The 21097-nt window shown below is 62.1% G+C and carries 21 protein-coding genes; 7 read left to right on the forward strand and 14 right to left on the reverse strand.

Annotated elements, in window-relative coordinates:
- Nucleotides 1-9: 9 nt before the first annotated feature.
- The 6 genes from PQ627_RS01515 to PQ627_RS01540 all read right to left on the reverse strand — a co-directional run bounded on the left by PQ627_RS01515 (nt 10) and on the right by PQ627_RS01540 (nt 5672).
- Entirely contained in the window at nt 10-1569 is a 1560-nt protein-coding gene (locus PQ627_RS01515) for a carbohydrate-binding domain-containing protein (RefSeq protein ID WP_274258054.1), read from the reverse strand.
- A 33-nt stretch (nt 1570-1602) separates the two neighbouring features.
- A complete protein-coding gene (locus PQ627_RS01520; protein WP_274258055.1) occupies nt 1603-2391 on the reverse strand; it encodes a polyphosphate polymerase domain-containing protein in 789 nt (262 codons plus the stop codon).
- Complete coding sequence (locus tag PQ627_RS01525; RefSeq protein ID WP_274258056.1) at nt 2388-3053, reverse strand: DUF4956 domain-containing protein; 666 nt, start codon at nt 3051-3053, stop codon at nt 2388-2390. Before PQ627_RS01525 ends, PQ627_RS01520 begins: the two co-directional genes overlap by 4 nt.
- Complete coding sequence (locus tag PQ627_RS01530) at nt 3050-4216, reverse strand: bifunctional glycosyltransferase family 2/GtrA family protein (RefSeq protein WP_274258057.1); 1167 nt, start codon at nt 4214-4216, stop codon at nt 3050-3052. Before PQ627_RS01530 ends, PQ627_RS01525 begins: the two co-directional genes overlap by 4 nt.
- Nucleotides 4217-4218: 2 nt before the next feature.
- Nucleotides 4219-5181: a phosphodiester glycosidase family protein gene (locus PQ627_RS01535; protein WP_274258058.1), complete on the reverse strand. Its 963-nt coding sequence runs from the start codon at nt 5179-5181 to the stop codon at nt 4219-4221.
- 101 nt (nt 5182-5282) lie between these two features.
- Nucleotides 5283-5672 carry a VOC family protein gene (locus PQ627_RS01540; protein WP_274258059.1) on the reverse strand — a complete coding sequence of 130 codons (390 nt, stop codon included), beginning with the start codon at nt 5670-5672 and terminating at the stop codon, nt 5283-5285.
- Between the two features lie 347 nt (nt 5673-6019).
- On the opposite strand from PQ627_RS01540, the gene PQ627_RS01545 reads away from it, so the two are divergent.
- Nucleotides 6020-6607: a neocarzinostatin apoprotein domain-containing protein gene (locus PQ627_RS01545; protein WP_274258060.1), complete on the forward strand. Its 588-nt coding sequence runs from the start codon at nt 6020-6022 to the stop codon at nt 6605-6607.
- 388 nt (nt 6608-6995) lie between these two features.
- Here the strand turns inward: PQ627_RS01545 and PQ627_RS01550 are convergent, their stop codons facing one another.
- Nucleotides 6996-7679, reverse strand: coding sequence for an HAD hydrolase-like protein (locus tag PQ627_RS01550; protein WP_274258061.1), 684 nt, complete (start codon nt 7677-7679; stop codon nt 6996-6998).
- A gap of 71 nt (nt 7680-7750) precedes the next feature.
- On the opposite strand from PQ627_RS01550, the gene PQ627_RS01555 reads away from it, so the two are divergent.
- Entirely contained in the window at nt 7751-8200 is a 450-nt protein-coding gene (locus PQ627_RS01555; RefSeq protein ID WP_144658625.1) for an Lrp/AsnC family transcriptional regulator, read from the forward strand.
- On the opposite strand, the gene PQ627_RS01560 is transcribed toward PQ627_RS01555, so the two are convergent.
- Genes PQ627_RS01560 through PQ627_RS01570 form a run of 3 tightly spaced genes read right to left on the reverse strand, consistent with a single transcriptional unit; the run spans nt 8197 to nt 12080 of the window.
- Nucleotides 8197-9618 (reverse strand): aspartate ammonia-lyase, encoded by a 1422-nt coding sequence (locus PQ627_RS01560; protein WP_274258062.1) that lies wholly within the window; start codon nt 9616-9618, stop codon nt 8197-8199. The genes PQ627_RS01555 and PQ627_RS01560 overlap by 4 nt on opposite strands.
- 13 nt (nt 9619-9631) lie before the next feature.
- Nucleotides 9632-11041 (reverse strand): aldehyde dehydrogenase family protein, encoded by a 1410-nt coding sequence (locus tag PQ627_RS01565; protein WP_274258063.1) that lies wholly within the window; start codon nt 11039-11041, stop codon nt 9632-9634.
- A complete protein-coding gene (locus PQ627_RS01570) occupies nt 11034-12080 on the reverse strand; it encodes a homoserine dehydrogenase (RefSeq protein ID WP_274258064.1) in 1047 nt (348 codons plus the stop codon). Before PQ627_RS01570 ends, PQ627_RS01565 begins: the two co-directional genes overlap by 8 nt.
- A gap of 277 nt (nt 12081-12357) precedes the next feature.
- On the opposite strand from PQ627_RS01570, the gene PQ627_RS01575 reads away from it, so the two are divergent.
- The 3 genes from PQ627_RS01575 to PQ627_RS01585 all read left to right on the forward strand — a co-directional run bounded on the left by PQ627_RS01575 (nt 12358) and on the right by PQ627_RS01585 (nt 15830).
- Nucleotides 12358-13803 carry an amino acid permease gene (locus PQ627_RS01575; protein WP_274258065.1) on the forward strand — a complete coding sequence of 482 codons (1446 nt, stop codon included), beginning with the start codon at nt 12358-12360 and terminating at the stop codon, nt 13801-13803.
- A gap of 68 nt (nt 13804-13871) precedes the next feature.
- On the forward strand, nt 13872-15026 hold the full coding sequence (alr, locus tag PQ627_RS01580) for an alanine racemase (RefSeq protein ID WP_274258066.1): 1155 nt from the start codon (nt 13872-13874) through the stop codon (nt 15024-15026).
- Nucleotides 15027-15059: 33 nt separating this feature from the next.
- Nucleotides 15060-15830 (forward strand): IclR family transcriptional regulator, encoded by a 771-nt coding sequence (locus PQ627_RS01585; RefSeq protein WP_274258067.1) that lies wholly within the window; start codon nt 15060-15062, stop codon nt 15828-15830.
- On the opposite strand, the gene PQ627_RS01590 is transcribed toward PQ627_RS01585, so the two are convergent.
- The 4 genes from PQ627_RS01590 to PQ627_RS01605 all read right to left on the reverse strand — a co-directional run bounded on the left by PQ627_RS01590 (nt 15827) and on the right by PQ627_RS01605 (nt 18917).
- On the reverse strand, nt 15827-16585 hold the full coding sequence (locus PQ627_RS01590; protein ID WP_274258068.1) for an IclR family transcriptional regulator: 759 nt from the start codon (nt 16583-16585) through the stop codon (nt 15827-15829). The two genes, PQ627_RS01585 and PQ627_RS01590, sit on opposite strands and share 4 nt — an antisense overlap.
- Before the next feature lie 64 nt (nt 16586-16649).
- Nucleotides 16650-17378: a cyclase family protein gene (locus PQ627_RS01595; protein WP_274258328.1), complete on the reverse strand. Its 729-nt coding sequence runs from the start codon at nt 17376-17378 to the stop codon at nt 16650-16652.
- Between the two features lie 8 nt (nt 17379-17386).
- On the reverse strand, nt 17387-17848 hold the full coding sequence (locus tag PQ627_RS01600; RefSeq protein ID WP_144658617.1) for a hypothetical protein: 462 nt from the start codon (nt 17846-17848) through the stop codon (nt 17387-17389).
- Between the two features lie 127 nt (nt 17849-17975).
- On the reverse strand, nt 17976-18917 hold the full coding sequence (locus PQ627_RS01605) for a LysR family transcriptional regulator (RefSeq protein ID WP_144658616.1): 942 nt from the start codon (nt 18915-18917) through the stop codon (nt 17976-17978).
- Between the two features lie 120 nt (nt 18918-19037).
- Here PQ627_RS01605 and PQ627_RS01610 point away from each other — a divergent pair, with 120 nt between their 5' ends.
- Nucleotides 19038-20030 carry a DUF1852 domain-containing protein gene (locus PQ627_RS01610; protein WP_274258069.1) on the forward strand — a complete coding sequence of 331 codons (993 nt, stop codon included), beginning with the start codon at nt 19038-19040 and terminating at the stop codon, nt 20028-20030.
- A gap of 20 nt (nt 20031-20050) precedes the next feature.
- Nucleotides 20051-21097: a methionine synthase gene (locus tag PQ627_RS01615; protein ID WP_274258070.1), complete on the forward strand. Its 1047-nt coding sequence runs from the start codon at nt 20051-20053 to the stop codon at nt 21095-21097.

Raw genomic sequence — 21097 nt, forward strand, 5'->3', positions numbered from 1 at the left:
CCCCGGGACCTACCGGCGCCCGCCTGGGCCTTGCGATTGCGTGTACTGGCCTGCGGTCACCGTACCCATGGATTCTGCTCCGTCAATCGAACCAGTAGTCAGGCCCGCCTTGGCATCTGCTGTGCCGCCGGTGTAGATCGTATAGCTCTGGCCGTCCACGATTGCCGACGACGAGTAGACGAGTGAGGCGATGGTCTTCGTGGTCACGAAGGTGGCCACTACCTTGCCGGAGGAGTCGACAATGTGGATCGGCGTGTCGGCAGCCACGTTCGAGTTGAACGTCAGCTGGACGCCTGACTGGGTGGACGTTGTCCCGGGCGTGACTGCCATGCCTGCACTGCCGGACGCTGCGACGGTTCCGCCGGTGACGGTCAGGTCGCCGTTCACGTCCAGTGCACCGTTGCCGTCGTTGGTGGGTCCGTTGACCACGACTGTGCCGCCGGAGATGGTGGCGCTGCCGTTGGAGTCAAGGCCATCACCTTCGGAGTTGATGGTGAGTGTTCCGCCGGAGACATCCACGGTGTAGTCCCCGACCTCCATGGAGCCCCCGCCCATGCCTCCGCCCGGGCCGCCCATGCCGCTGGTGTCGCCACCGGAAGATGATGCGCCTCCCGCAGCGTTAACGCCGTCATCGTTGGACGTCACCGTCGTGTTACCGCCCGAAATCACGATGTGCTGGGCTTCCAGCCCTTCCTCGGACCGGGACACCCCGACGGTTCCACCGGAGATGGTGAGCGTGTTGTATGCCTTCACTCCGTCGTCGCCGGCTTTGACGTCCAGCATCCCGCCACTGACCAGCAACCAGCCGCGGCCTTCGTCGGTATCGTTGTCGGATTTCACGCCGTCGTCGGCGGCAGTCACGTCATACTTGCCGTCCAGCAGCGCGAGGTAGTCCTTGCCGCGGATTCCGTCGTCCGCCGCCTCCACGCTGACATTGCCCGAGGCCAGGACCAGCCCGTCCTTGGAGACAATGCCGTCCTTGTACTTTCCGTTGACGCTCAGGGAGCCTGACCCCGCGATGGTCAGGTCGGCCATGGAGTAGAGGGCGGCGTTGGGCGCGTCCTCGCCCTGGTCTGTATAGGTGGCGGCGTCAGTCAAGGTGTTGCTGGTGCCGTCCTGCAGGTACAGGATTGCCTCGTCGGCGCTTTGCACCACAAACGGCGAACCTGTTGAGTTAGCCAACTCCACGCCGTCGAGGATGATCCGCACGGTGTCCGAATCACCGGCGGCAACCACGATCCTGCCGTCGGTCAATGAGCCGCTCAAGCGGTAGGTGCCGGCCGCACTGATGGTCACCGTATTGCCGTCCACAGCTACTCCCGTGGAGGACGACGACGTTACGTTACTGCCGCCGTCGGACAGGCTGACTTTCACCTCGGACGCGGCGTCCCACGTGAGGTCGTCGCTGTCGAAGTGGGTACTTTCGGCGATGGTGTCCGCGGTGACCACCTGCTGAACGGACGATGTGTTGCCCGTGGCGGCTGACGTATTCGCTGCTGTTGAGCAGCCGGCCAGCGACATTGCGAGGGCGACGGCGGCGACGGACAGGCTGGTTCGGAGGGAGCGCATGGTGTGTTCCTAAACTGTGGGAAGGGTGGGCGGTCAGTTGGCCGGCCGCAATGGCAGGCGTCGGCGGAGTGTCTGGTTCCAGCGGTTTGCCGGGAGTTCGGGGTGGAGGGCTGCCATGCCGGTGGCGAACTTGGAGATCCTGCAGGGGCGGACTCCGTGGGCCCAGAGATGCTTGTCCAAGGGCCCCGGGGCTGAGCCGGATTTCGTTTCGACCACTACGGCGTTGTCCAGGACCCACGGTGTGCCGTCGGGCCGCTGCCAGGTGACGCCCGTATCGATCGTGGCGCGGCTTCCGGATCCGGGGAGGTACAGGGTGGTGCGGTCATAGCGGGTGGACAGAACCGGTTCCAGCGGACCGAATTCGACATCCCCGATCGCCGCCGCAAGCGTTTCATTGACGTACGCCAGTCCCTCTTCCGTCAGCCTGTCCCGGTCACGGGGTTCATACGGAATCCGTTCCTTGACCGTGGCTTCGCGGGCTCCTTCGGTCTTCACTTCGAGGAAGCTCACACCGCTGTCCACGTAGGTCCGCGTCCGTACCTTGAACCGGCGGCGCCTGCCGTGGGCCGCCAACATATAGCTGTCCAGCGCCGGGGTATCGAAGTACACCGAGTCGTATTCGAAGGTTCTTCTCCCGTCCATCTCCAGCACCCGGGTATCGGTGCTGAAGCTTGCGAAGATGCGGCGGGCCGTGGCCGAGGGCACCAGATACTTGCGGTCCACCCGGGTCAGCAACGCAGCTTCCGTGGTGAGCTCTTCGAGCCCGACGGCGGGTAGCTGGGCCAGGTGCGGGACCACCGGTCCGGCGTCGGGGCGGCTCATGCGAGACCAGCCGGGGTACGTTCCTGCCGTTCGGTGGTTCGGCCCGGAAGCTCCTGCGGGGCGGGGGCCAGCGCTCCGGCGGGGGTGTCGAAGCCAAGCCCCGTCTGCTGTGGCCGCCGTGGCCGGACCGCGTAGCGAACATCCACGACCGTCTTGTCGTTGACCAGGTCCAGCTCCTGGACGGTGGCCGAATGGACGGTGCCGTTGAGGACCTCTTCCAGCCGTGTGGTGAGTTCGTTCTCATCAGTGATGGCGCGGTCCAGGACCACGGTTTGGTGGCGGTAGGCGGGAAGGACTGCGGGGTTGTCTCCAATGAACATGACCAGCAGGACCAGGGCCATGAGGGACAACGTGAGCCACAGCGGCTCCACTCCAATGCCGGCAATCAAGCCCAGGGCAAGGGCGGAGAAGTAGTAGGCCACCTCGTGCTGGGCCAGCTCCGTAGAGCGGAGACGGATGATCGAGAGCACACCGAAGAGCCCCAGGCCAAGTCCGACGCCGGCAGCTGAGCCGGACAATGCCGTAGCAACAGCCAGGACTCCGACGTTCATGCCCAGGTAGGACACCACCAGGTCACGGCGCCGGTGCCGACGAAGGTAGAGGGCGAGGGTAAGTACTGTGATGGCAGCGAGGTCAGCCGCCATGAGGATGATGGTGTTCATCGGATACTCCGGAATCTGTTGGTGGGCTGGTCTCTACGATTCCCGGTGCTGCTGTGCTGAAACTGTGCCGGGGCCAAGGCTGGGATATGACTTTCGACGGCGGCGGTGCGGCTTGCGCTCGCGGGTGCCGATTGTGCGGTCCGGACCCTTCCCGCAAAGAGGAAGCGCTGTTGGACGGCGTAGCTCACACCGAGCAGCGTCAGCTCCGTGGCGAGCTTGGCCGGCAGCTCGGGCACAGCGAGGGATGTCAGCGTCCACATGATGCCGTAATTGGCCGTGAGCAGGACCAGCACCAAAGCCACGTAGCCGGTGATCGCGGAACGTAGGGATTTTTCTTTGCCGTGTTCAAAGACCAGGCTGCGGTTCACCATGAAATTCACGGCTGCGCTGATAGCCCTGGCGCCAACCACCGCGAGCAAGAGGGAATCCGTGAGAGCGCTCAGGACAAGGAACAGCACCGTGTCCACCAGGAAGGCCGAGAACGATGATCCCAGGAACTTCAGCAAGGGCGCGTAGATCCGGACCGAGTCGGCCACGGGCCTGAAATGGGATCCCGAGTTGTGGTCCAGGTACACGGTGGCGATCTCCACGGTGTCTATCCCGTAGCCCGCTCGCTTGGCCTCCAACAGCAGGTTCAGTTCGTACTCGTAGCGGTGACCGGGGACAGTGAGAAGCCACGGCACCATGTCCGCCCGGTAGCCCCGTAGTCCTGTCTGGGTGTCCGGGACGCGCTGCCCTGTCGCCAGGCGGAACAGCCAACGCGTTACCGTGTTGCCGAATCTGCTTCTGGCCGGGACATCGCCGGAGAATGTCCGGCAACCCAGGACCATCGAAGCGCTCACGCGCCGTACACGGTCAGCGACAGCCAGAATGTCGGCCACGCCGTGCTGGCCGTCGCTGTCGGCACACACCACGTCATGGCCGGGGAACCGCCCGGCGATGAACGCGAATCCCCTTTTAAGGGCGTGCCCCTTTCCGCCGTTCACGGCGTAACTGAGCACGTGGCACCCGAGGCGGGTAACGCCGTCGAACACCTCCTGGAAGGCGGGGCCGGAACCGTCATCAACCACAACGATGGTGATCCATGGATCGGCGTCCCGAAGGTCGCGGACAAGGGAAATGAGCTTTTGGTCCGGCTCGTACGCCGGTATCAGGACGATCATGGCTACTGGGCGATGTAGAGGATGTCCGAAGTGCCGCGCTCTTTGTTCTCGCCGAGCGGGTTGTTCACGAGCGATCCGTTGAAGTACATGGTGGAGGAACCACCGCCGTCGATGTTGTACGCGGTGGTGGCGCCCAGGTCCTTCATGATCTGGGCCAGGCCGGTCATGGTGACGCCGGCTGAATAACCGGGGCTGCGGCCGTCCACCACCACGAACACCAAGTGGTTTTGGTCGATCACCCCGACTGCCGTGCGCGGCTGCTCACCCTGGATGGAGTGGTTGCCGAAGTTGGTATCCACCTCCACGTCCTCGATCCCGGACGCGATCTCGCCATTGTTCAGTAGCGAAGGGCCGAAGGAGAGGGTGTTCCACACACCCTCCGCAATGAGCTGGTCCGCCGTGGTGGTGGTCTCGTCATAGACCTTGACGGTGCCGTCCTTGTAGAACGCGAGTCCCTGGCGCGCGCCCTCGTCACGGTAGACCACGCCATTCCGGATCACGATGCCCGTGTCCCGGAAACCGTAGTAATCGCCGTTGATGGCAAAGATCGCGTTGTGGTCTTGGGCAATCGCGGACGTTGTCTCCGTGATGTTCTCACCATAGGTGTCCTGCGCGAACGCGGACTTCAGGGCAGTCGCGTCACTAAGTACGACGTCGGCAACATAGTAGGTGACGGTGCTGTCGCCACTGCCGGTGGTCACCGTGGAGATGGTGACGCCGGTGTCACCCTGGGTGTAGCTGGTGTCCGTGACGACCCCGCTCGCCGAATTGTCCGAGGTGGTAGTGGTGCCAGCCTGGCTTGCCTCATATTCGGAGACATTGGTGATCTGGGCATGCGGGATGACGAAGCGGTCCAAGGCCCATGCGGCCGCACCTCCCGCGGAGAGGCTGACCGCCAGGACGGCGGAAACGACGGCGCGCCGGGTCCGGCTGCCCTTACGGTGTTGGGTCTGAGGAGGAGTCATGCCTCTTTTTTACGGAGGCAGGCTACGCCGGAGGTTTGCCTGACGTATGCGCGGCCTGTGAAGGTTGCGTGTTAGCTGTGAGAGGTGGAGTTGTTGCCAGCTCAAACCGTTCCCGGCTCATAAGTCCCTGCGCTCCACTCACGTCCCTGCGGATCAAGTACCCTGCACCTGCGTGAGCCCCACTCCGTGTCCTCTGGTTCAATGACGCCGGTGGCACCGGCGTCCACCGCTCTGGTGTAGAAACGGTCGACATCTTCGGTCAGCAAGTACAGCCCCTGCCCCGTGGACCTGCCCGCCAGGGGTGACCGCTGATACTCGGCGTCGTCGCTGGCCACCATGATCACAGCGTCTCCGAACCGGACTTCGGCATGAATCACCGCCCCATCAGCTCCGTCCTGGCGCCGTACAACTGCGAAACCAACCTGCTTCAACCAGTCCAGCGCTGCAGGAGCATCTACATAACTGACGTAGGCAAACAACCTCGGGTCCATGAGGCGGATGCTACTCCAGTGCGGCTGCGCGGGCGAGCCTCCACATGCCTGCCGGGCCTGTGCTTGAATCCGCCCGAGGCTGGCTGGGCTTGCCGTGGGCACGGTATGACCTGCCTGTCACTGGGACTGTTGAGTTTGTCATAAATTCATGTTGTTACTTGGAATAACCGAGAGAGTCCTGTCACGTGAAGCATAAGTTAATCTTTTGTCACCGTATACATCGTCCCTTGTCGCACACCTCCCCCACTGATACTCTTTCGCTGGCAGGACGCATGGGGGGTGCAGCCTTTTGCTGCTCGAATAATTTGCAACTGGCAGAATTTGCATAACTCGTCCCGAGGAAGAAAATGAAAAAGACCATCGCAACACTAATGCTTTCGGGAGTTGTTGTTTTCGCTGGCGTAACGCCGGCAGTGGCCAGCACCTACCCCGCACCGGGCAATGAGCAAGGGACCGTTTCCGACGGCAACATTGATCGCGGCGAAACCATCACCTTTTCCGGCACCGGATATTTCCCGGGCGAGACCGTCAACGTCACCTTCGAGAAGAAGGGCGGCCCGAAGGGCAGCGCTCCGGCGAACTTCAGCGTGGCGGCCGACAGCAAGGGTTCCATCTCGACCAGCATCACCTTCGAAAACGCTGGCCAATACGAGATCGTTGCTACCGGTGCCACGTCCGGCAACGTTCGCTCTGCACGGGTCGGTGTCAACAACGGCAACCACGGTCGCGGCAACAATGGCAATGGAAAGGGCGGGACCAATCTGGTTTCCGTGTCCAGCGTTACCGACGCCGGAACTGCGGCGGCGCCGACCAACACAGCCGCCGAACCCGGCTTGGTCGCATGGGGGCTGGTGGGCGCCAGCGTCCTGGCCGCAGGCACCGCTTCGGTGGTGGTCGCACGCAGGCGCAGCAGTATCAACGCATCCAAGCAGTAACTGGAGAAGCAAGGCAGGGTGGGTGTTTCCTTTGGGGGGACACCCACCCTTTTGCTTAACAATACCTATCCCCCTATAGGGCACCTAGCTGCAAACGATTGAGAATGAAGATTAGTTAATTTGCGTCTTATAAATCTTGTCAATTTGTTTCGAAGATTTAGGGTGCGCCGAGTTGGGTGGAGTTAACGCCCGCGCCCGCGCTACATCCAACGCCGCGTCCAAGACGACTTCGGTGCAACAATCGACTCCACCGGCGGTTGCTCTATCTCTGCCGACGTCTGCGGCCTCCGCGCCATGGGTGGCAGCGGCCGACTTATTGTTCACGATGCACAACACGAACGATGAAACGCTCATTCCGGCCGCCGTCCCCGGGGACGGCGGTAGCGAGCTACCGGCCAAGCACAATGGAAGCCACATCCTTCGGATGGGCTGCAACGGCGGCGGCACCTGCCAGCTCTTCGTGAGTGCCGTAGCCCCACAGAGCGAAAACTGTGGGGATCCCAAAGCAGGCGGCTCCCTCGACGTCGTAGATCCTGTCTCCCACCATGACGGGCCTGGCCACGTCCACGCCCTGCGACTGGAGCCGCCGCAGGGACTCGTCGATGACATCCTTCTTGCGTGACCGGTCCAGGGCGTCTGAGGCTCCGCAGATGTCAAGGAAGTGCTTTTCGATCCCCAACAAATTGGCCACCCTGAGGGCTTGGTCCTCAATCTTGGAGGTGGCTACAGCCATCGGGAGGCCGTCTGGGATTGCTTGGAGAAGCGCTTGTATGCCGTCAAAAAGTCGCGTTTTCCCGGATCCCCATTCGGCGTAGTGGGTCCTGTAGTGCTTGAGGGCCAAGCGGGCCCGCTCTTCGTCCATGCCCGGCAGCGAACGGAACGACTCGATCATTGGCGGGCCCACATAGGACATCAGTTCGTCCCTGCAGGGTGGTTCGGCCCCGACTGCCGTCAGGGCCGCAACTGCGCTCCCAATCACTCCTTCGGCGGAGTCGACCAACGTGCCGTCCATATCGAAAAGGATGCACGTGAATTCCCCCGCAGCTGGCTCGCGGGGCTGTCGACGTATCATTTCTTCTTGGGCCTTTCGGTCAAAGCAGGCGCTGTACTTTGCGTCTGTGTGCTTATTTGTGGATGGGACTCATGGAACGACCAGGCCTGGACGGTATTGACCAAAGCATCCTCGCGGAATTAACCAGGAACGCCCGGGTCCCCCACGCGGTCCTTGCCAGCAAGGTGATGCTGTCAAGGAACGCGGTTCGGCAGCGGATCGAAAGGATGGAGCGGCACGGCTACATCCAGGGCTACACGGTGGTGGCCGGTGGTGACGGACAGGACTCCGTCTCGGCGTTCCTCATGGTTTACCGCAAGGACCGCATGCGCGGAGCTGATGTCTTGGCTGCGCTCCGTGCCATCCCCGAAGTAGTCCTTTGTGATGTCCTGAGTGGCGACTTTGACTTGATTGTCCGGGTGGAAGCCCGTTCCCTTGGCCGCGTTCAGGAGATCTGGGAGGAGATCGCCGCCATTCCCGGCGTGGCCGACACCGTTACGGCCATGACGCTCTCCAATGTGATCCGCAGGGGTTCCGTCTAGGGCACCACAGGACAACCCGGCACCCGCGGAGTAAGACCAGCGGCGTCGTCCATGATGATCCGGGCGGCCTCCCGGTCCAACACTCCCAGTGACGTGATGGCCTCCAGCACGGGCGTATCGTCTTGGAGTGCGCGCTTGGCTACCGCAGCGGCAGCCGCGTATCCGATCGCCGGGATGAGAGCGGTGGCCAGGCCGGCCGAGCTTGCCACCCTTGACCGAAGCAACTCTTCATTCGCTTCAATGCCCTCGACGCAGTGGGTCCGGAGGATACGCGCTCCGTTGGTCAACCAGGACAATCCCTGAAGCAGTACGTGCCCAATCACCGGTTCGAAGGCATTGAGTTGAAGTTGGCCGTTGTCTGCGGCCATGGTGACGGTTGTGTCCGCGCCTGCGACGGCGAATGCGATCTGGTTAAGGGTTTCGGGGATGACTGGATTGACTTTGCCGGGCATGATCGACGAGCCCGCTTGCCGCGGCGGCAGCCGCAGCTCGCCCAAACCATTTTGTGGTCCGCTGGAAAGCAATCTGAGGTCGCTGCTTATTTTGGAAATCTTGGTCGCGGACCGCTTGAGCATCCCGGACAAGTGCATGAACACGCCCACATCGGAGGTTGCCTCTACCAGGTTTGGGGCCGGCACCAACCGATAACCGCTGATCACTGCCAGCGCGTCCACTACCTGCTCCCGGTAACCGGCCGCGGCCGTGATTCCGGTTCCAACGGCCGTAGCTCCCAGGCTGCACTCAAGGAGGAGTGCAGCAGACTCCTCGAGCCGTTGCCGGTCCTCGGCGACAGTGGCCGCGAAGGCGTGGAACTCCTGGCCCAAGGTCATGGGGACCGCATCCTGCAACTGCGTGCGCCCCATCTTCACGATGTCAGCGAAGGCGATTCCTTTATCCTGGAACGCCTCTGCCAGCATGTCGAGTTCCTGGCACAGGCCCTGCACGGCGCCTGCCAAGGCCAATTTAAGGGCAGTCGGATAGACATCGTTCGTGGACTGGCAGCGGTTGACGTGGTCTATGGGATGGAGCAGCTGATAGCTGCCGAGGGGGTGCCCCATTGTTTCCAGTGCAACGTTGGCGATCACCTCGTTGGCGTTCATATTGGTGCTGGTGCCGGCACCTCCCTGGATGACGTCCACGCAGAACTGGTCAAGGAATTGCCCGGCCTCGATGGCTTCGCAGGCCCCGCTGATGGCCGTGGCAGTGGCCGCATCAATGACGCCGAGCCGTCCGTTGGTAACGGCGGCAGCCCTTTTGACCATGGCCAGGGCCGTGACGAGGCGGGGATGCTGTGCCAGGGTTGTCCCGCTGATGGGAAAGTTCTCCAGTGCCCGGGCCGTGTGGGCTCCCCAGTAGGCGTCGGCCGGCACCTCGACGCGGCCAAGGGAGTCTTCCTCCACCCGATAGTGCTTATGCAAGGTACTCCCCCCGTCAGTTCTTGATGCAGATGACCTTGGGCTGGGTCATGTCCTCGTAGGCGAAGCGGACTCCTTCGCGGCCCAAGCTGCCGTATTTGAAGCCGCCGAACGGCATGCCGTCGAAGCGGTAGTCGGAGGAATCGTTGATCATCACGCCACCTGCCTGGATCTGCTTGGCTGCGCCCATGGCATTGCCGAGTGAAGATGTGAAGATTCCGGCATGAAGGCTGAAGTCGATCGAGTTGGCAACGTCCACGGCTTCCTGCAGGGAATCCACTGGCCGCAGCATCACGAGTGGCCCGAAGGCTTCTTCCTGCCACAGCCGGCTGTCTTCGGGGACCGCCTCGGCCACGGTCGGCTGAACCAGGTTTCCGAAGTTCTTGCCGCCGGCCAACAGGACTGCACCGGCGTCGACGGCCAAGCGAATCTTCTCCATGAGCGTTGCGGCGGCACCGGCGGTGATCATCGGTCCGACGTCGGTCTTCCCGTCACTCGGGTCGCCCAACACCAGTGCCGCCGTTTCGGCCAGGAACCTGGTCTTGAACTCCTGGTAGACGGAGCTGTGAACCAGAATGCGCTGGACTCCCACGCAGTTCTGCCCAGCTGCCCAGAACGCCCCGGAGACGCAGGACTCGACCGCCTTCTGCAGGTCGGCGTCGTCCATGACGATGACTGGAGCATTTCCACCAAGGTCCATGGCCAGTTTCTTGAGTCCCGCCGTCCTTGCGATGTCCTCCCCAGTTGAGAAGCCGCCGGTGAAGGACACCATGCGTACGTCCGGGGCGGACAGGATCTTCCGGGCGACCTCGCGATCGCCGTGGACGAGGGTCAGTACGGTGTCCGGGAGTCCCGCTTCGAACAAAGTTTCCGCCAGCAGCTGCGCGGACAGCGGAGTCAGTGCCGAAGGTTTAAGAACGACGGCGTTGCCTCCAGCGATTGCAGGCCCCACCTTGTGGGCTACCAGGTTAAGGGGATCGTTGAATGGCGTGATGGCCAGGATGATTCCCAGCGGTTCACGGGAGAACCAGCCCTGCCGGTCCTCGGATCCTTCGTAGGCGTCAAAGGGGACGACCTCACCGGCGTTGCGCCGGGCCTCCGCAGCTGACAACCGAAGGGTGTTGACTGCCCTCAGGACCTCCTTGCGCGCCTGACGGATGGTCTTTCCGGCTTCATTGACAATGGTCCGGGCAAAGATTTCGCTGCGTTCTTCGATGGACTGCGCGGCGCGGTCCAGGATTCTGCCCCGGTCGTTGCGGGAGAGCGCTGCCGATGCCTTGGCTCCGGTCCGTGCGGTGGCAAGTACATCTGCCACGTCGTCGAGGTCAGTGAGTTTGATACTGCCCACTGTGCGGTGGTCGAAGGGACTGGTGACGTCCAGGATGCCGGTTTCGGTGGGAAGCACTGCGGTGAGGGTCTCAGACATGGGAATCAACTTTCTTGGCTGCGTGCATGGCGATGATGTCGGAGAGCAGTGCATAGGCGGTTTCGACCCTTCCTGCGCCGGGGCCTGAGATCGTTACCGGGCCTAACAGGTCCGTTGTGATAGAGACGGCGTTGGTGGCACCGGAGATACCCGCCAAGCCGTGATCCAGGGGCAACGCCATAGGTTTGACTGAAGCCGACACGGTGCCGTCGGTGTTCCTGATTGCTGATCCAATCAGCTTCCATCGACGCCCCTCCGCAGCCGCCTTGGCGATGTCTGCAGGGGTTAGGGAGGAGATGCCTTCGCGGCTGACGTCCTCGAGTGTGATTCCGGCTCCCAGCAGTTCATTGGCCAAAATCAGCACCTTGAGTTGGACGTCGAATCCTTCTATATCTGCAGTGGGGTTGGCTTCTGCGTAACCGAGTTCCTGCGCTTCACGAACGGCGGACTCCAGGTCGAGACCTGCTTCCATTCGGCCCAACACGTAGTTACAGGTGCCGTTCAGGATGCCCTCGAAGCCCTCGATGGCGAGCCCGGTGAACATCTGCTTTGCGAGCCTGATGACGGGGGTGCCACTCATGACAGCACCTTCAAACTCGAACCTGGCTCCGTTTGCCGTGGCCAGGCGGGTCAGCTCCCGTCCCTGAAGCGCCACGGGGCCCTTGTTGGTAGTGCAGACGCTCTTGCCGGATTCCAGCGCCCAGCGGACGTGGGATACGGCTGGTTCCCCGTCTTCCGGGTTGGTGAAGGTGGCTTCACAAATAATGTCGGCCGTGCAGTTGCGGATTACCTCCTCGTTGTTGGTGTCCCGCGATCCCCCGTGGTCTGCGAATGTTTCACCGGCCCGGAGGTGCAACGCCATGTCGAGGTCGATTCCGCCGGGGACCATCAGCGAGCCCAACCGAAGGTCCGTGATGGCAACAATCCGCAAACCGAACCCGAGATCCGCGCGGAGTTCTGCACCGCGTTCGTGGACGATTTCGGCAAGCGTGCGGTTGACTCCGCCGAAGCCAATGAGGGCGAGATCGTAGGTGGTCATGGTGCTCCTTTGAGGTGGTGTGGCTTGATGAGTCAATCCTGCGGTGGCCTGGTGTCAGCGCGGCCATGTCGATATGGCAAAGAGCCTGGTCAGTCTGACCATTCGGCGGACATCTTGGGAGAGAGCGGTCCATAATCGTGCGTTATAGACATTCACAGTTGTCTTTAATGACCATTTAATGATGATGTGTGTTACCTTCATCACTACGGACTTCAGCGGGCGATACCCAGCCCGCCCGGCTCTTCCCCTTCGCATCCGTCATCGACCGGAGAATCACATGGAATCTTCAACACCCCTCCAATTGGACCAACAGTCCGAAACACCCGGCACCGAACCTGCCCAGAGCGGACTTCGCAGGTCTATGGGCACCAGACACCTGATCATGATTGCGATGGGAGGCGTGATCGGGTCAGGGCTCTTCCTGAGCTCCGGGTACACGATCTCCCAGGCAGGCCCGTTGGGCGCCGTCATTGCTTACCTGGTGGGCGCGTTCGTCGTTTACTTGGTCATGGCCTGTCTTGGCGAACTTGCGATCGCCTATCCGGTCTCCGGGGCGTTCCACATCTACGCCGCAAGATCAATCGGACCGGCAACGGGATTCACCACCGCCTGGTTGTACTGGCTCTGCTGGGCCGTTGCCATCGGTTCGGAGTTCACGGCATCAGGATTGTTGATTCAGCGCTGGTTCCCCGATGTCGAGGTTTGGGTCTGGTGTCTTGTCTTCGCGGCAATCCTCTTCGGATTCAACGCGGTCTCTTCACGGTTCTTCGGTGAATCCGAGTTCTGGTTTGCCATCATCAAGGTGGGCGCGATCATTGGCCTCATCATCCTCGGTGGTGCAGCCCTCTTTGGCTTCCACCCGCTATCCACTTCGGGCAACCATCCGTTCCTCCTTGAGAACTTCAACACTTCCGCCGGCCTATTTCCCAACGGATTCACCGGTGTCCTGGTGACTGCCCTTGCAGTCTTCTATGCCTTTTCAGGATCCGAACTGATCGGTGTCGCGGCAGGAGAAACGGCTGATCCATCCCGTAACATCCCCAAGGCCATGCGGAGCACCGTCATTCGTTTGCTGATCTTCTTCGTTGGCGCCATCGCTGTCATCGCGGCAACGGTCCCCTACGACCAGGTAGGCCTGGACGAAAGCCCCTTCGTTACGGTGTTCTCTTCCGTGGGAATTCCTTTTGCCGCAGACATCATGAACTTCGTCATCATCACCGCCCTGCTTTCGGCCGGCAACAGCGGTTTGTTCTCCTGCGCCCGCATGCTCTACTCCCTGGCCGACGAGGGCCACGCCCCGCAGGCATTCAAGAAACTGACCAGCCGGGGCATTCCCCTGATCGCACTCTCCGTTAGCATGCTGGGTGGCCTCGCATCCCTCATCAGCAGCGTCGTGGCCCCTGAATCCGTCTACCTCGCGTTGGTGTCCGTGGCCGGTTTTGCCGTAGTGGGCGTGTGGATGTCCATTGTGGCCTCCCACTTTTTCCACCGGCGTGCGTTTGTCCGCAACGGCGGGAAGGTGACCGAGCTCGCCTACAAAGCTCCGCTCTATCCGGTGGTGCCGATCCTTGCCTTCGTCCTGTGCCTCGCTTCCCTCATTGGCATTGCCATGGACCCGTCCCAGATCGCAGCCCTGTACTTCGGGATTCCATTCGTGGCCGCCTGCTACCTGTTCTTCCGGCTTCGGTACAGCGGCAGAAGCCGCAAGGACCAGTCGGCCTGACCCCTTCCATCCTCCGCGGCCGGGCAACTTGTTGCCCGGCCGCGGAGCCGTCTTCAAAGGAACCCACCATGTTGCATCCGGCTCCCCCAGTACGCCGCACAGACAATCTCGCCAGCTGGTTGGAGGTGGACGGAGACGCTTTCGAAGCCAACGTCCGTGCAGTGCGGGAACTTTTGCGCGACCGTGCCAGCCTCTGCACTGTCATTAAGTCCGACGCGTACGGGCACGGGGCGGAGCTCCTGATGCCGGCGCTCGTGCGGTCCGGCGTTCCTTACATCGGCGTAGGATCCAACAGGGAAGCCGCAATTGCCAGAAGCCACGGATTTACCGGCAAGCTGCTGCGTGTCCGTGCAGCAGCGCCACAAGAGATCGCGGCCGCCGTCGGGTATGGCGTGGAAGAACTGGTTGCCGACCCCCAAAGCGCATGGGAGATCAACCGGATCGCAGCTGCTGCCGGGCGCGTTGTCCGCATCCATCTGGATATCAACTCATCGGGCATCAGCCGTCACAGCCTGGATGTCTCCAGCGCATTGGGGCGGGCAAGCGCAGCGGGAATACTGAGTCACGGGAACCTGGAACTCGCCGGCGTTATGACGCATTTCCCGCTGGACGACGTTCGGGACATCGAAGCAGGCCTGGTCCGCTTCCAGGAGCAGGCGACGTCCATCCTTCAGGCCGCCGGGATCCCACGCGAGCAAGTCCTGCTGCATGCAGCAAATTCCTACGCAACGCTCAACGTCCCCTCCGCATTGCTGGATATGGTCCGGACAGGCGCGTTGCTCTACGGAGACTCCGACCTGCGTCACCCGGGATACCGGCGCTGTTTGGCGTTCAAGGCGAGGATCGGCTCGGTGAACTGCTATCCCGCTGGAAGCAAAGTGGGGTACGGCCACCTGCACACGCTGCGCTCCGAGGCACGGCTGGCCACCGTCACTGCCGGGTACGGTGACGGCTACAGGCGTGCGCTTGCGATGGGAGGCAGTGTGCTTGTCCGGGGACAACGGGTTCCCGTTGTGGATGCGGTCTCCATGAACTCGATGGTGGTGGACGTTTCCGACGTCGCAGACGTCTGCCCGGGTGACGAAGTGGTCCTCTTCGGCCGCCAAGGCAGCCAGGAGATCACGGTGGATGAGCTGGAGTCTGCCAACGGGAACATCCTGGCCCATCTGTACACCGTGTGGGCGGGCGGCTCCCGCGTTCTCGCCTCGGAGGCGGCCATGTGAGAATGGCTTGAGCTTTCTGAAAGGAGCCGATCCGTGGATCTACCATCCGAAGCCTCGTCTTTGGCCCAGGGCCTGCGCTTGGTGCGGTTGGTGGCGGACCGGGAGAAACAGGGCAGGCAGTTGCTGGGAGTCTCGCAATTGGCCGCCGAACTGGACATGGAACAGAGCCGCGTGTCCCGGCTAGCCCAGGAGCTTTGCGATCTTGAATTGTTGGAGCGGGAAGACCGGGGACCCTTCAGGGTGGGCCGGCGCTTCTTCGCCCTGGCTGGTTCCCTCAACCGGAACTGGGTCAAGGAGTCGAAGGCGGAGTTGGAAGAGCTGGTGGCCGGTTTTGGTCTTCGGGCCCGCCTCTCCGTCCGGGACGAAGTGCGGGTGCAGCTCCTGCGCTCCTCAAGTAACAATGCCGCTTTCGGTGGTTTTGCCAAGCCTGGAATGGTGACACCGGTTTGGTGCACGGGTGCTGGCAGGGCCCTGCTGTGGGATCATGACGCCGGCGCCTTGGACTCGTTGCTTAGGGACGTGAACTTCATTGGTGTGGGTGGACCGGCCGCTGCCCACTCTCCGGCCGAAGTCCAGGAACTGATGGCGCGCGACAAACCGGCAGGATACGTCTTGGCGACCGAAGAATATGAGCACGGTGTGTGGGAACTGGCAGTCCCTGTGCGCTCAGCCCGAGGAGAAATCCTTGCAGCGCTCAGCGTGCTGGGCAGCCGGTCCGGAGCAGAACCGGACATTGCGGTGGTGGCCGATGCCCTGCAGGCCGCGTCCAAACGTTTGGGCTCGGCACACGGGCAGGTTTATTAGACTCCCCCGACCCGGGTTTCGAGCCAGTCGCGCCACGAAGCCAGTACCAGTGCATGCTGATCCCGCTGGGGTTCCAGCCGCGATTTTGGGCCAACTATCTGCAGCGCTGCGGCCACATCACCCTTGAAGTCACGGATGGGCGCAGAGAGCGAATAGAGGCCCGGTTCGGCCTCCTCGTCGACAATTGAGTATCCCCTGCTTCGGGCGCCTTCCAAGCGCTCAAGAAAGTCGTCCACGGACGACGGCGTGTTGGGCCCGTGCCGGACGAACTCCACGTTCTGGAAGATCCTCCGCACCTCCTCTTCGGGTGCGTCCCACAGGAGGGCCTGGCCGGCGTCGCTGCAGTAGGCAGGGTAAGGGCGGCCGAGCCAGGAACCAACAAGGTTGGCAGCGGGAGGTACGTGCTCGGCTATGGTGACGGTGCTGTTTCCGCTGAGGACACCCAGGAAGCAGGCCTCGGTGGTCTCGGCCGCCAAACCTTCCAAGGCTGCGAGGCCATCAGTCCGCAGGCGTTGTTCCGTCACCAGTTGGGCGTCGGTGAGCAACGACCAATCGAGGCAGTATGCCCGGTCCGACGTGCGTGCCAGGAATCCTTCCTGGAGTGCTCCTTTGAGGCTCCGCGAGACCTGGCTGCGGTCTTTGTCCAGGCGGGCCGCGACTTCGGCGACCGTACCGCCGTCGTACCCTTCGGTGTGACGCTCGCCGACGGCGAGGATGGCCATCATGCCGCGGCCCATGCTGGAGGTCTTTGACATTTCTCGATTCTAGCCAGTCCGCGGCCAAGGTCGCCGCAGGCAAGAACGACGGCGACCTGCCGCCTCAGTGGATCGCGAAGACGCGGGCGGGGAATCCGCTTCCGCCCAGCGGCTTTGCCCAAGTGGCTATGACTGCGGCTCCGGACTCCGGCAGTCCGTCCAGGTTGGCGAGGAGTTCGATCTGCCACTTGTCCTTGGCCAGGATGTACGTTTCAAGGCTGAAGTCCTGGCGGGATGTGGAAAGGCCGGGGTCGGTATCGGTCTGTTCGTGTCCGATCGCCGCTGCGTTGCGTTCTTCGACCAGGAACTCCAGGACTTCCCGCGACCATCCCGGCGTGTGGCTGATGCCGTCTGAATCCCGGTTGGCCATCTCTTGGGCATTGGGCCAGCGATGGCTCCAGCCCGTGCGCAGCGCGACGAAGGATCCAGCCGGGATCTTGCCATTGCGCTCCTCCCAGGCGTCAATGTCGGTCAGAGTGGGCGTTGCATCGGCGTCGACAGCCGCGCGGCTGGCGATGTCCAGGACCACCAGCGGCAGCACCATGTCCTGGACCGGCAGTTGGTCCAGGGTGCGGCCGTCCCGGATGAAGTGCGACGGCGGATCGACGTGGGTGCCCCACTGGCCGACGATTGAGTACCTGTGTGCGGTGAAACCATCGCCCTTGTCCATGTCGAAGAGGGCTTCGCGTTGCTCATCGGGAAACGCCGCAAAGTGTGGCTGGCCAGGGTGGAAGGCGTGGGTCAGGTCGGTGAAGCTCCTGTTGGCGAGCAGCGGTGCCAATTGCTGCCACATCGAAGTGCTCACGAGGCGATCCTTTCCTGCAGGATGTTCGCAGCGTTGGAGGTGCCAGCGCTGGTGGAAACGCTAAGCGGCCCGGAGACTTCAATGACGGGAACCTCCCAGGGATGGATGTCCACGATGCGCTGCACCAATCGCTGGACGGTTGGTTCATCCATGGCGGCGTCGAAGTAGGAGGTGAAAACGAATGTGGGCGAGATGGTCCGCTGGCCGACATGGCCCAGCGTTGGATTCGCGCCCTCCGCTACGGTGAAGCCCTCAAAACCGGCCGAGGATTCGAAGACATGGTGGTAGTTCCCGAAACCGCCGAGTTCAGGGGAAGACTTGAGGGTGTCCAGAAGGCGGGCGATACCAGCGTCCGCTTCGAGGGCGCTGGGCTCCCCCTGACCAAGGCGGGTCATCGTCTCCACCGAAATGGGCCAGTGGATGCGCAGCTTCCGAACACTTTTGAGTTCAATGATCACGGTTGAATTCCTTGCTTGAGGGTAGATGCCAAGGATCATCGTGACATAGGCGACTGTGCATTACAAGCATCTGAAGATGTTAATAGTGCACATTCACCATTGTTGGCGTCTAGCCGCTCAACTGCTCTCAGTCCAGGAGCGCTACGCCGAATTCAGCGACTACGGCCCGCAACTCCTTCAGGTAGCGCTGCGCTTGGTCGGTGAGCGGAATCGCGGCGTGGCCGATCCAGCCGATCTCGATGCGTTCGTCAACGTCGAGCGGGATGGCGACGATCTCCGGGTCGAGCTCGCCGCTGATGATGCCAGTTGAGATCGTGTAACCGTGGAGCCCGATCATGAGGTTGAAGATCGTCGCACGGTCAGAGACCCGGATCTCCTGCTTACTGGACAAAGTGGAGAGAATCTCCTCGGCGAAGTAGAAAGAGTTGTTCGCACCTTGGTCGAAGGTCAGACGCGGCAAACCGGCGAGATCGGCGAGAGTCGCCCGCTCTTTTGAGGCAAGCGGGTTCTTACGCGAAACGAAAATGTGCGGATCGGCGAGGAAAAGAGAAGTGAACGCGAGCCCGGATTCCCGGAGCAGCTTGTCGATGACCTTCCGGTTGAAATCGTTTCGGTAGAGGATGCCTATCTCGCTGCGGAGCGTCCGGACATCCTCGATGATGTCCCAGGTACGGGACTCACGCAGTGAGAACTCGTATTCGGCCACCTCAGTGGCCTTGACCATCCGGACGAAGGCATCCACCGCGAATGAGTAGTGCTGCGTTGAGACCCCGAGCAGACGGCGCGTCGGTGGCCTGCCAAGGTAGCGCTGCTCGAGGAGAGCGAACTGCTCGACGACCTGCCTCGCGTAGCCGAGGAACTCCGCCCCGTCTGCGGTGAGGGTGACCCCGCGGGCGGAGCGCACCAGAAGCGCACGTCCCACCCGGGCCTCAAGGTCCTTCATCGCGGCGGACATTGTCGGTTGCGCTACGTAGAGAAGATCGGCAGCGGCGGAGATCGACCCCTCGGCTGCAACTTCTATGAAGTACCGGAGCTGCTGCAGGGTCAGTCCACTGGAAAGCTGTGCCATAGGCAAAGTCTATATGAATGCATAGTAACGCTGAGTTACCCGATACCCCGGGGAAGGTTGCACCATTGATACATCCCCTTCTGAAAGGCCGTCTCCGGCCATCATCAACGGATTGGCATCATGGCAGACGACTTTACCTTCAGCATCACCACCACCCGCTTCGACGAGGACTACTCGCCGTCGGAAGGCTCCCGGATCACGACGAACTTCGCCAACCTGGCACGCGGCGAGCACCGCCAGGAGAACCTCCGCAACGCCTTGACCATGATTCGGCGACGTTTCAACGATCTGGCAAGCTGGGACAACCCGGACCGGGACCGATACTCGCTCGAGCTTGAGATCGTTTCCGTGCAAATAGAATTCACAGCGGAAGGTACGGACCGGCAGTTCCCCCTGTTCGAGGTTCTCGACATCCAGATCGTCGACCAGCTGAACGGGGTCCGCCACCAAGGGATCGTAGGGAACAACTTCTCCTCCTACGTCCGTGACTTCGACTTCAGCGTTGTACTGCCGGCGGCCGCAAGTGACTCGGGCAAGCCCACCGTTCCCGAAAACTTCGGCGATCTCCACGGCAAACTGTTCCAGCACTTCCTCGATTCCCCGGCGTGCCAGGAGCGCTTCCCGCAGCCGCCCGTAGTGTGCATCAGTGTCTCCACGAGCAAGACGTACCGGCAAACGGAGAACCGCCACCCGGTGCTGGGCGTAGAGTACCAGCAGGACGAGTTCTCGCTGACCGACGCGTATTTCGCCAAGATGGGGATGCAGGTCCGATACTTCATGCCACGCGGCAGCGTTGCGCCGCTCGCCTTCTATTTCCGCGGCGACCTCCTCAACGACTACTCCAACCTGCAGCTCATCGGCACCATCAGCACCATGGAGACGTTCCAGAAGATCTACCGCCCGGAAATTTACAACGCGAACTCCGCCGCCGCTGCAATCTACCAGCCAAGCCTGGGCGAGCAGGATTACTCGCGGACCCAGATCGCCTACGACCGCGTCGAGCGCAGTCAGCTCGCGGTCACTCAGGCGAAGTACACGGAGGAACACTTCATCACGCCCCACAAAGATCTGCTGGATCAGTGGACCGCCCAATACCCCGCTCTCGTCAACTGACCCACGGAGAATCGTCAATCATGAACACACTTTTGCCCACCACCGTTGTCGGAAGCCTGCCGAAGCCATCGTGGCTCGCACAGCCGGAGACCCTTTGGTCCCCGTGGAAGCTGGAGGGAGATGCGCTGGTCGAGGGCAAGCAGGATGCGCTGCGCATCGCCATCCACGAACAGACCCGACGCGGGATCGACATCGTCAGCGACGGCGAGCAAACCCGCCAGCACTTCGTAACGACCTTCATCGAGCACCTGGCCGGGGTCGACTTTGAACAGCGCAAGACCGTGCGCATCCGCGATCGCTACGACGCGAGCGTGCCGACCGTCGTCGGACCTGTGCGCCGCGAGCGGCCGGTATTCGTCGAAGACGCAGAGTTCCTCCGCAAAACCACGGACCAGCCAATCAAATGGACTCTTCCCGGCCCGATGACGATGGTGGACACGCTCTATGACGACCACTACAAGAGCCGCGAGAAGCTGGCCTGGGAGTTCGCCGCGATCCTGAACGAGGAGGCGAAAGAACTGGAGGCGGCCGGCGTCGACATCATCCAGTTCGACGAGCCAGCGTTCAATGTCTTCCTCGACGAGGTCAAGGACTGGGGCGTGGCGGCGCTCGAGCGAGCGGCAGAAGGACTGCGTGCGGAGACCGCCGTGCACATCTGCTACGGCTACGGAATCAAGGCGAACAATGACTGGAAGGCGACGCTCGGCTCACAGTGGCGGCAGTACGAGGAAACGTTCCCGCTGCTGCAGAGCTCCAGCATCGACATCATCTCGCTCGAGTCCCAGAACTCCCATGTGCCTATGGACCTCATCGACCTCCTCCGCGGCAAGAAAGTCATGCTCGGGGCAATCGACGTCGCAAGCGAGACCATCGAGACCCCGGAAGAGGTCGCCGACACCCTCCGCAAGGCCCTGCAATTCGTCGATGCGGACAAGCTCATCCCCAGCACCAACTGCGGCATGGCACCGTTCCCCCGGGATGTCTCACTGGCCAAGCTGAGTGCTCTCAGCGCAGGGACGAATATCATTCGCGAGGAACTGGCCGTCTCCGCCACCAGGGTGTCATAA

Origin of the sequence: Paenarthrobacter sp. AB444 (assembly GCF_028736865.1) — a bacterium.
GTDB classification, from domain to species: Bacteria; Actinomycetota; Actinomycetes; order Actinomycetales; family Micrococcaceae; genus Arthrobacter; species Arthrobacter nicotinovorans_B.

Excerpts from the sequence above, each read along its gene's own strand:
- PQ627_RS01530 (WP_274258057.1), bottom strand. The coding sequence starts at position 4,216 with ATGATCGTCCTGATACCGGCGTACGAGCCGGACCAAAAGCTCATTTCC.
- PQ627_RS01570 (WP_274258064.1), bottom strand. The coding sequence starts at position 12,080 with ATGACCACCTACGATCTCGCCCTCATTGGCTTCGGCGGAGTCAACCGC.
- PQ627_RS01565 (WP_274258063.1), bottom strand. The coding sequence starts at position 11,041 with ATGTCTGAGACCCTCACCGCAGTGCTTCCCACCGAAACCGGCATCCTG.
- PQ627_RS01595 (WP_274258328.1), bottom strand. The coding sequence starts at position 17,378 with ATGTGGCAGCAATTGGCACCGCTGCTCGCCAACAGGAGCTTCACCGAC.
- PQ627_RS01605 (WP_144658616.1), bottom strand. The coding sequence starts at position 18,917 with ATGGCACAGCTTTCCAGTGGACTGACCCTGCAGCAGCTCCGGTACTTC.
- PQ627_RS01545 (WP_274258060.1), top strand. The coding sequence starts at position 6,020 with ATGAAAAAGACCATCGCAACACTAATGCTTTCGGGAGTTGTTGTTTTC.
- PQ627_RS01555 (WP_144658625.1), top strand. The coding sequence starts at position 7,751 with ATGGAACGACCAGGCCTGGACGGTATTGACCAAAGCATCCTCGCGGAA.
- PQ627_RS01525 (WP_274258056.1), bottom strand. The coding sequence starts at position 3,053 with ATGAACACCATCATCCTCATGGCGGCTGACCTCGCTGCCATCACAGTA.
- PQ627_RS01550 (WP_274258061.1), bottom strand. The coding sequence starts at position 7,679 with ATGATACGTCGACAGCCCCGCGAGCCAGCTGCGGGGGAATTCACGTGC.
- PQ627_RS01535 (WP_274258058.1), bottom strand. The coding sequence starts at position 5,181 with ATGACTCCTCCTCAGACCCAACACCGTAAGGGCAGCCGGACCCGGCGC.
- PQ627_RS01575 (WP_274258065.1), top strand. The coding sequence starts at position 12,358 with ATGGAATCTTCAACACCCCTCCAATTGGACCAACAGTCCGAAACACCC.
- PQ627_RS01615 (WP_274258070.1), top strand. The coding sequence starts at position 20,051 with ATGAACACACTTTTGCCCACCACCGTTGTCGGAAGCCTGCCGAAGCCA.
- PQ627_RS01520 (WP_274258055.1), bottom strand. The coding sequence starts at position 2,391 with ATGAGCCGCCCCGACGCCGGACCGGTGGTCCCGCACCTGGCCCAGCTA.
- PQ627_RS01610 (WP_274258069.1), top strand. The coding sequence starts at position 19,038 with ATGGCAGACGACTTTACCTTCAGCATCACCACCACCCGCTTCGACGAG.
- PQ627_RS01540 (WP_274258059.1), bottom strand. The coding sequence starts at position 5,672 with ATGGACCCGAGGTTGTTTGCCTACGTCAGTTATGTAGATGCTCCTGCA.
- PQ627_RS01590 (WP_274258068.1), bottom strand. The coding sequence starts at position 16,585 with ATGTCAAAGACCTCCAGCATGGGCCGCGGCATGATGGCCATCCTCGCC.
- alr (WP_274258066.1), top strand. The coding sequence starts at position 13,872 with ATGTTGCATCCGGCTCCCCCAGTACGCCGCACAGACAATCTCGCCAGC.
- PQ627_RS01515 (WP_274258054.1), bottom strand. The coding sequence starts at position 1,569 with ATGCGCTCCCTCCGAACCAGCCTGTCCGTCGCCGCCGTCGCCCTCGCA.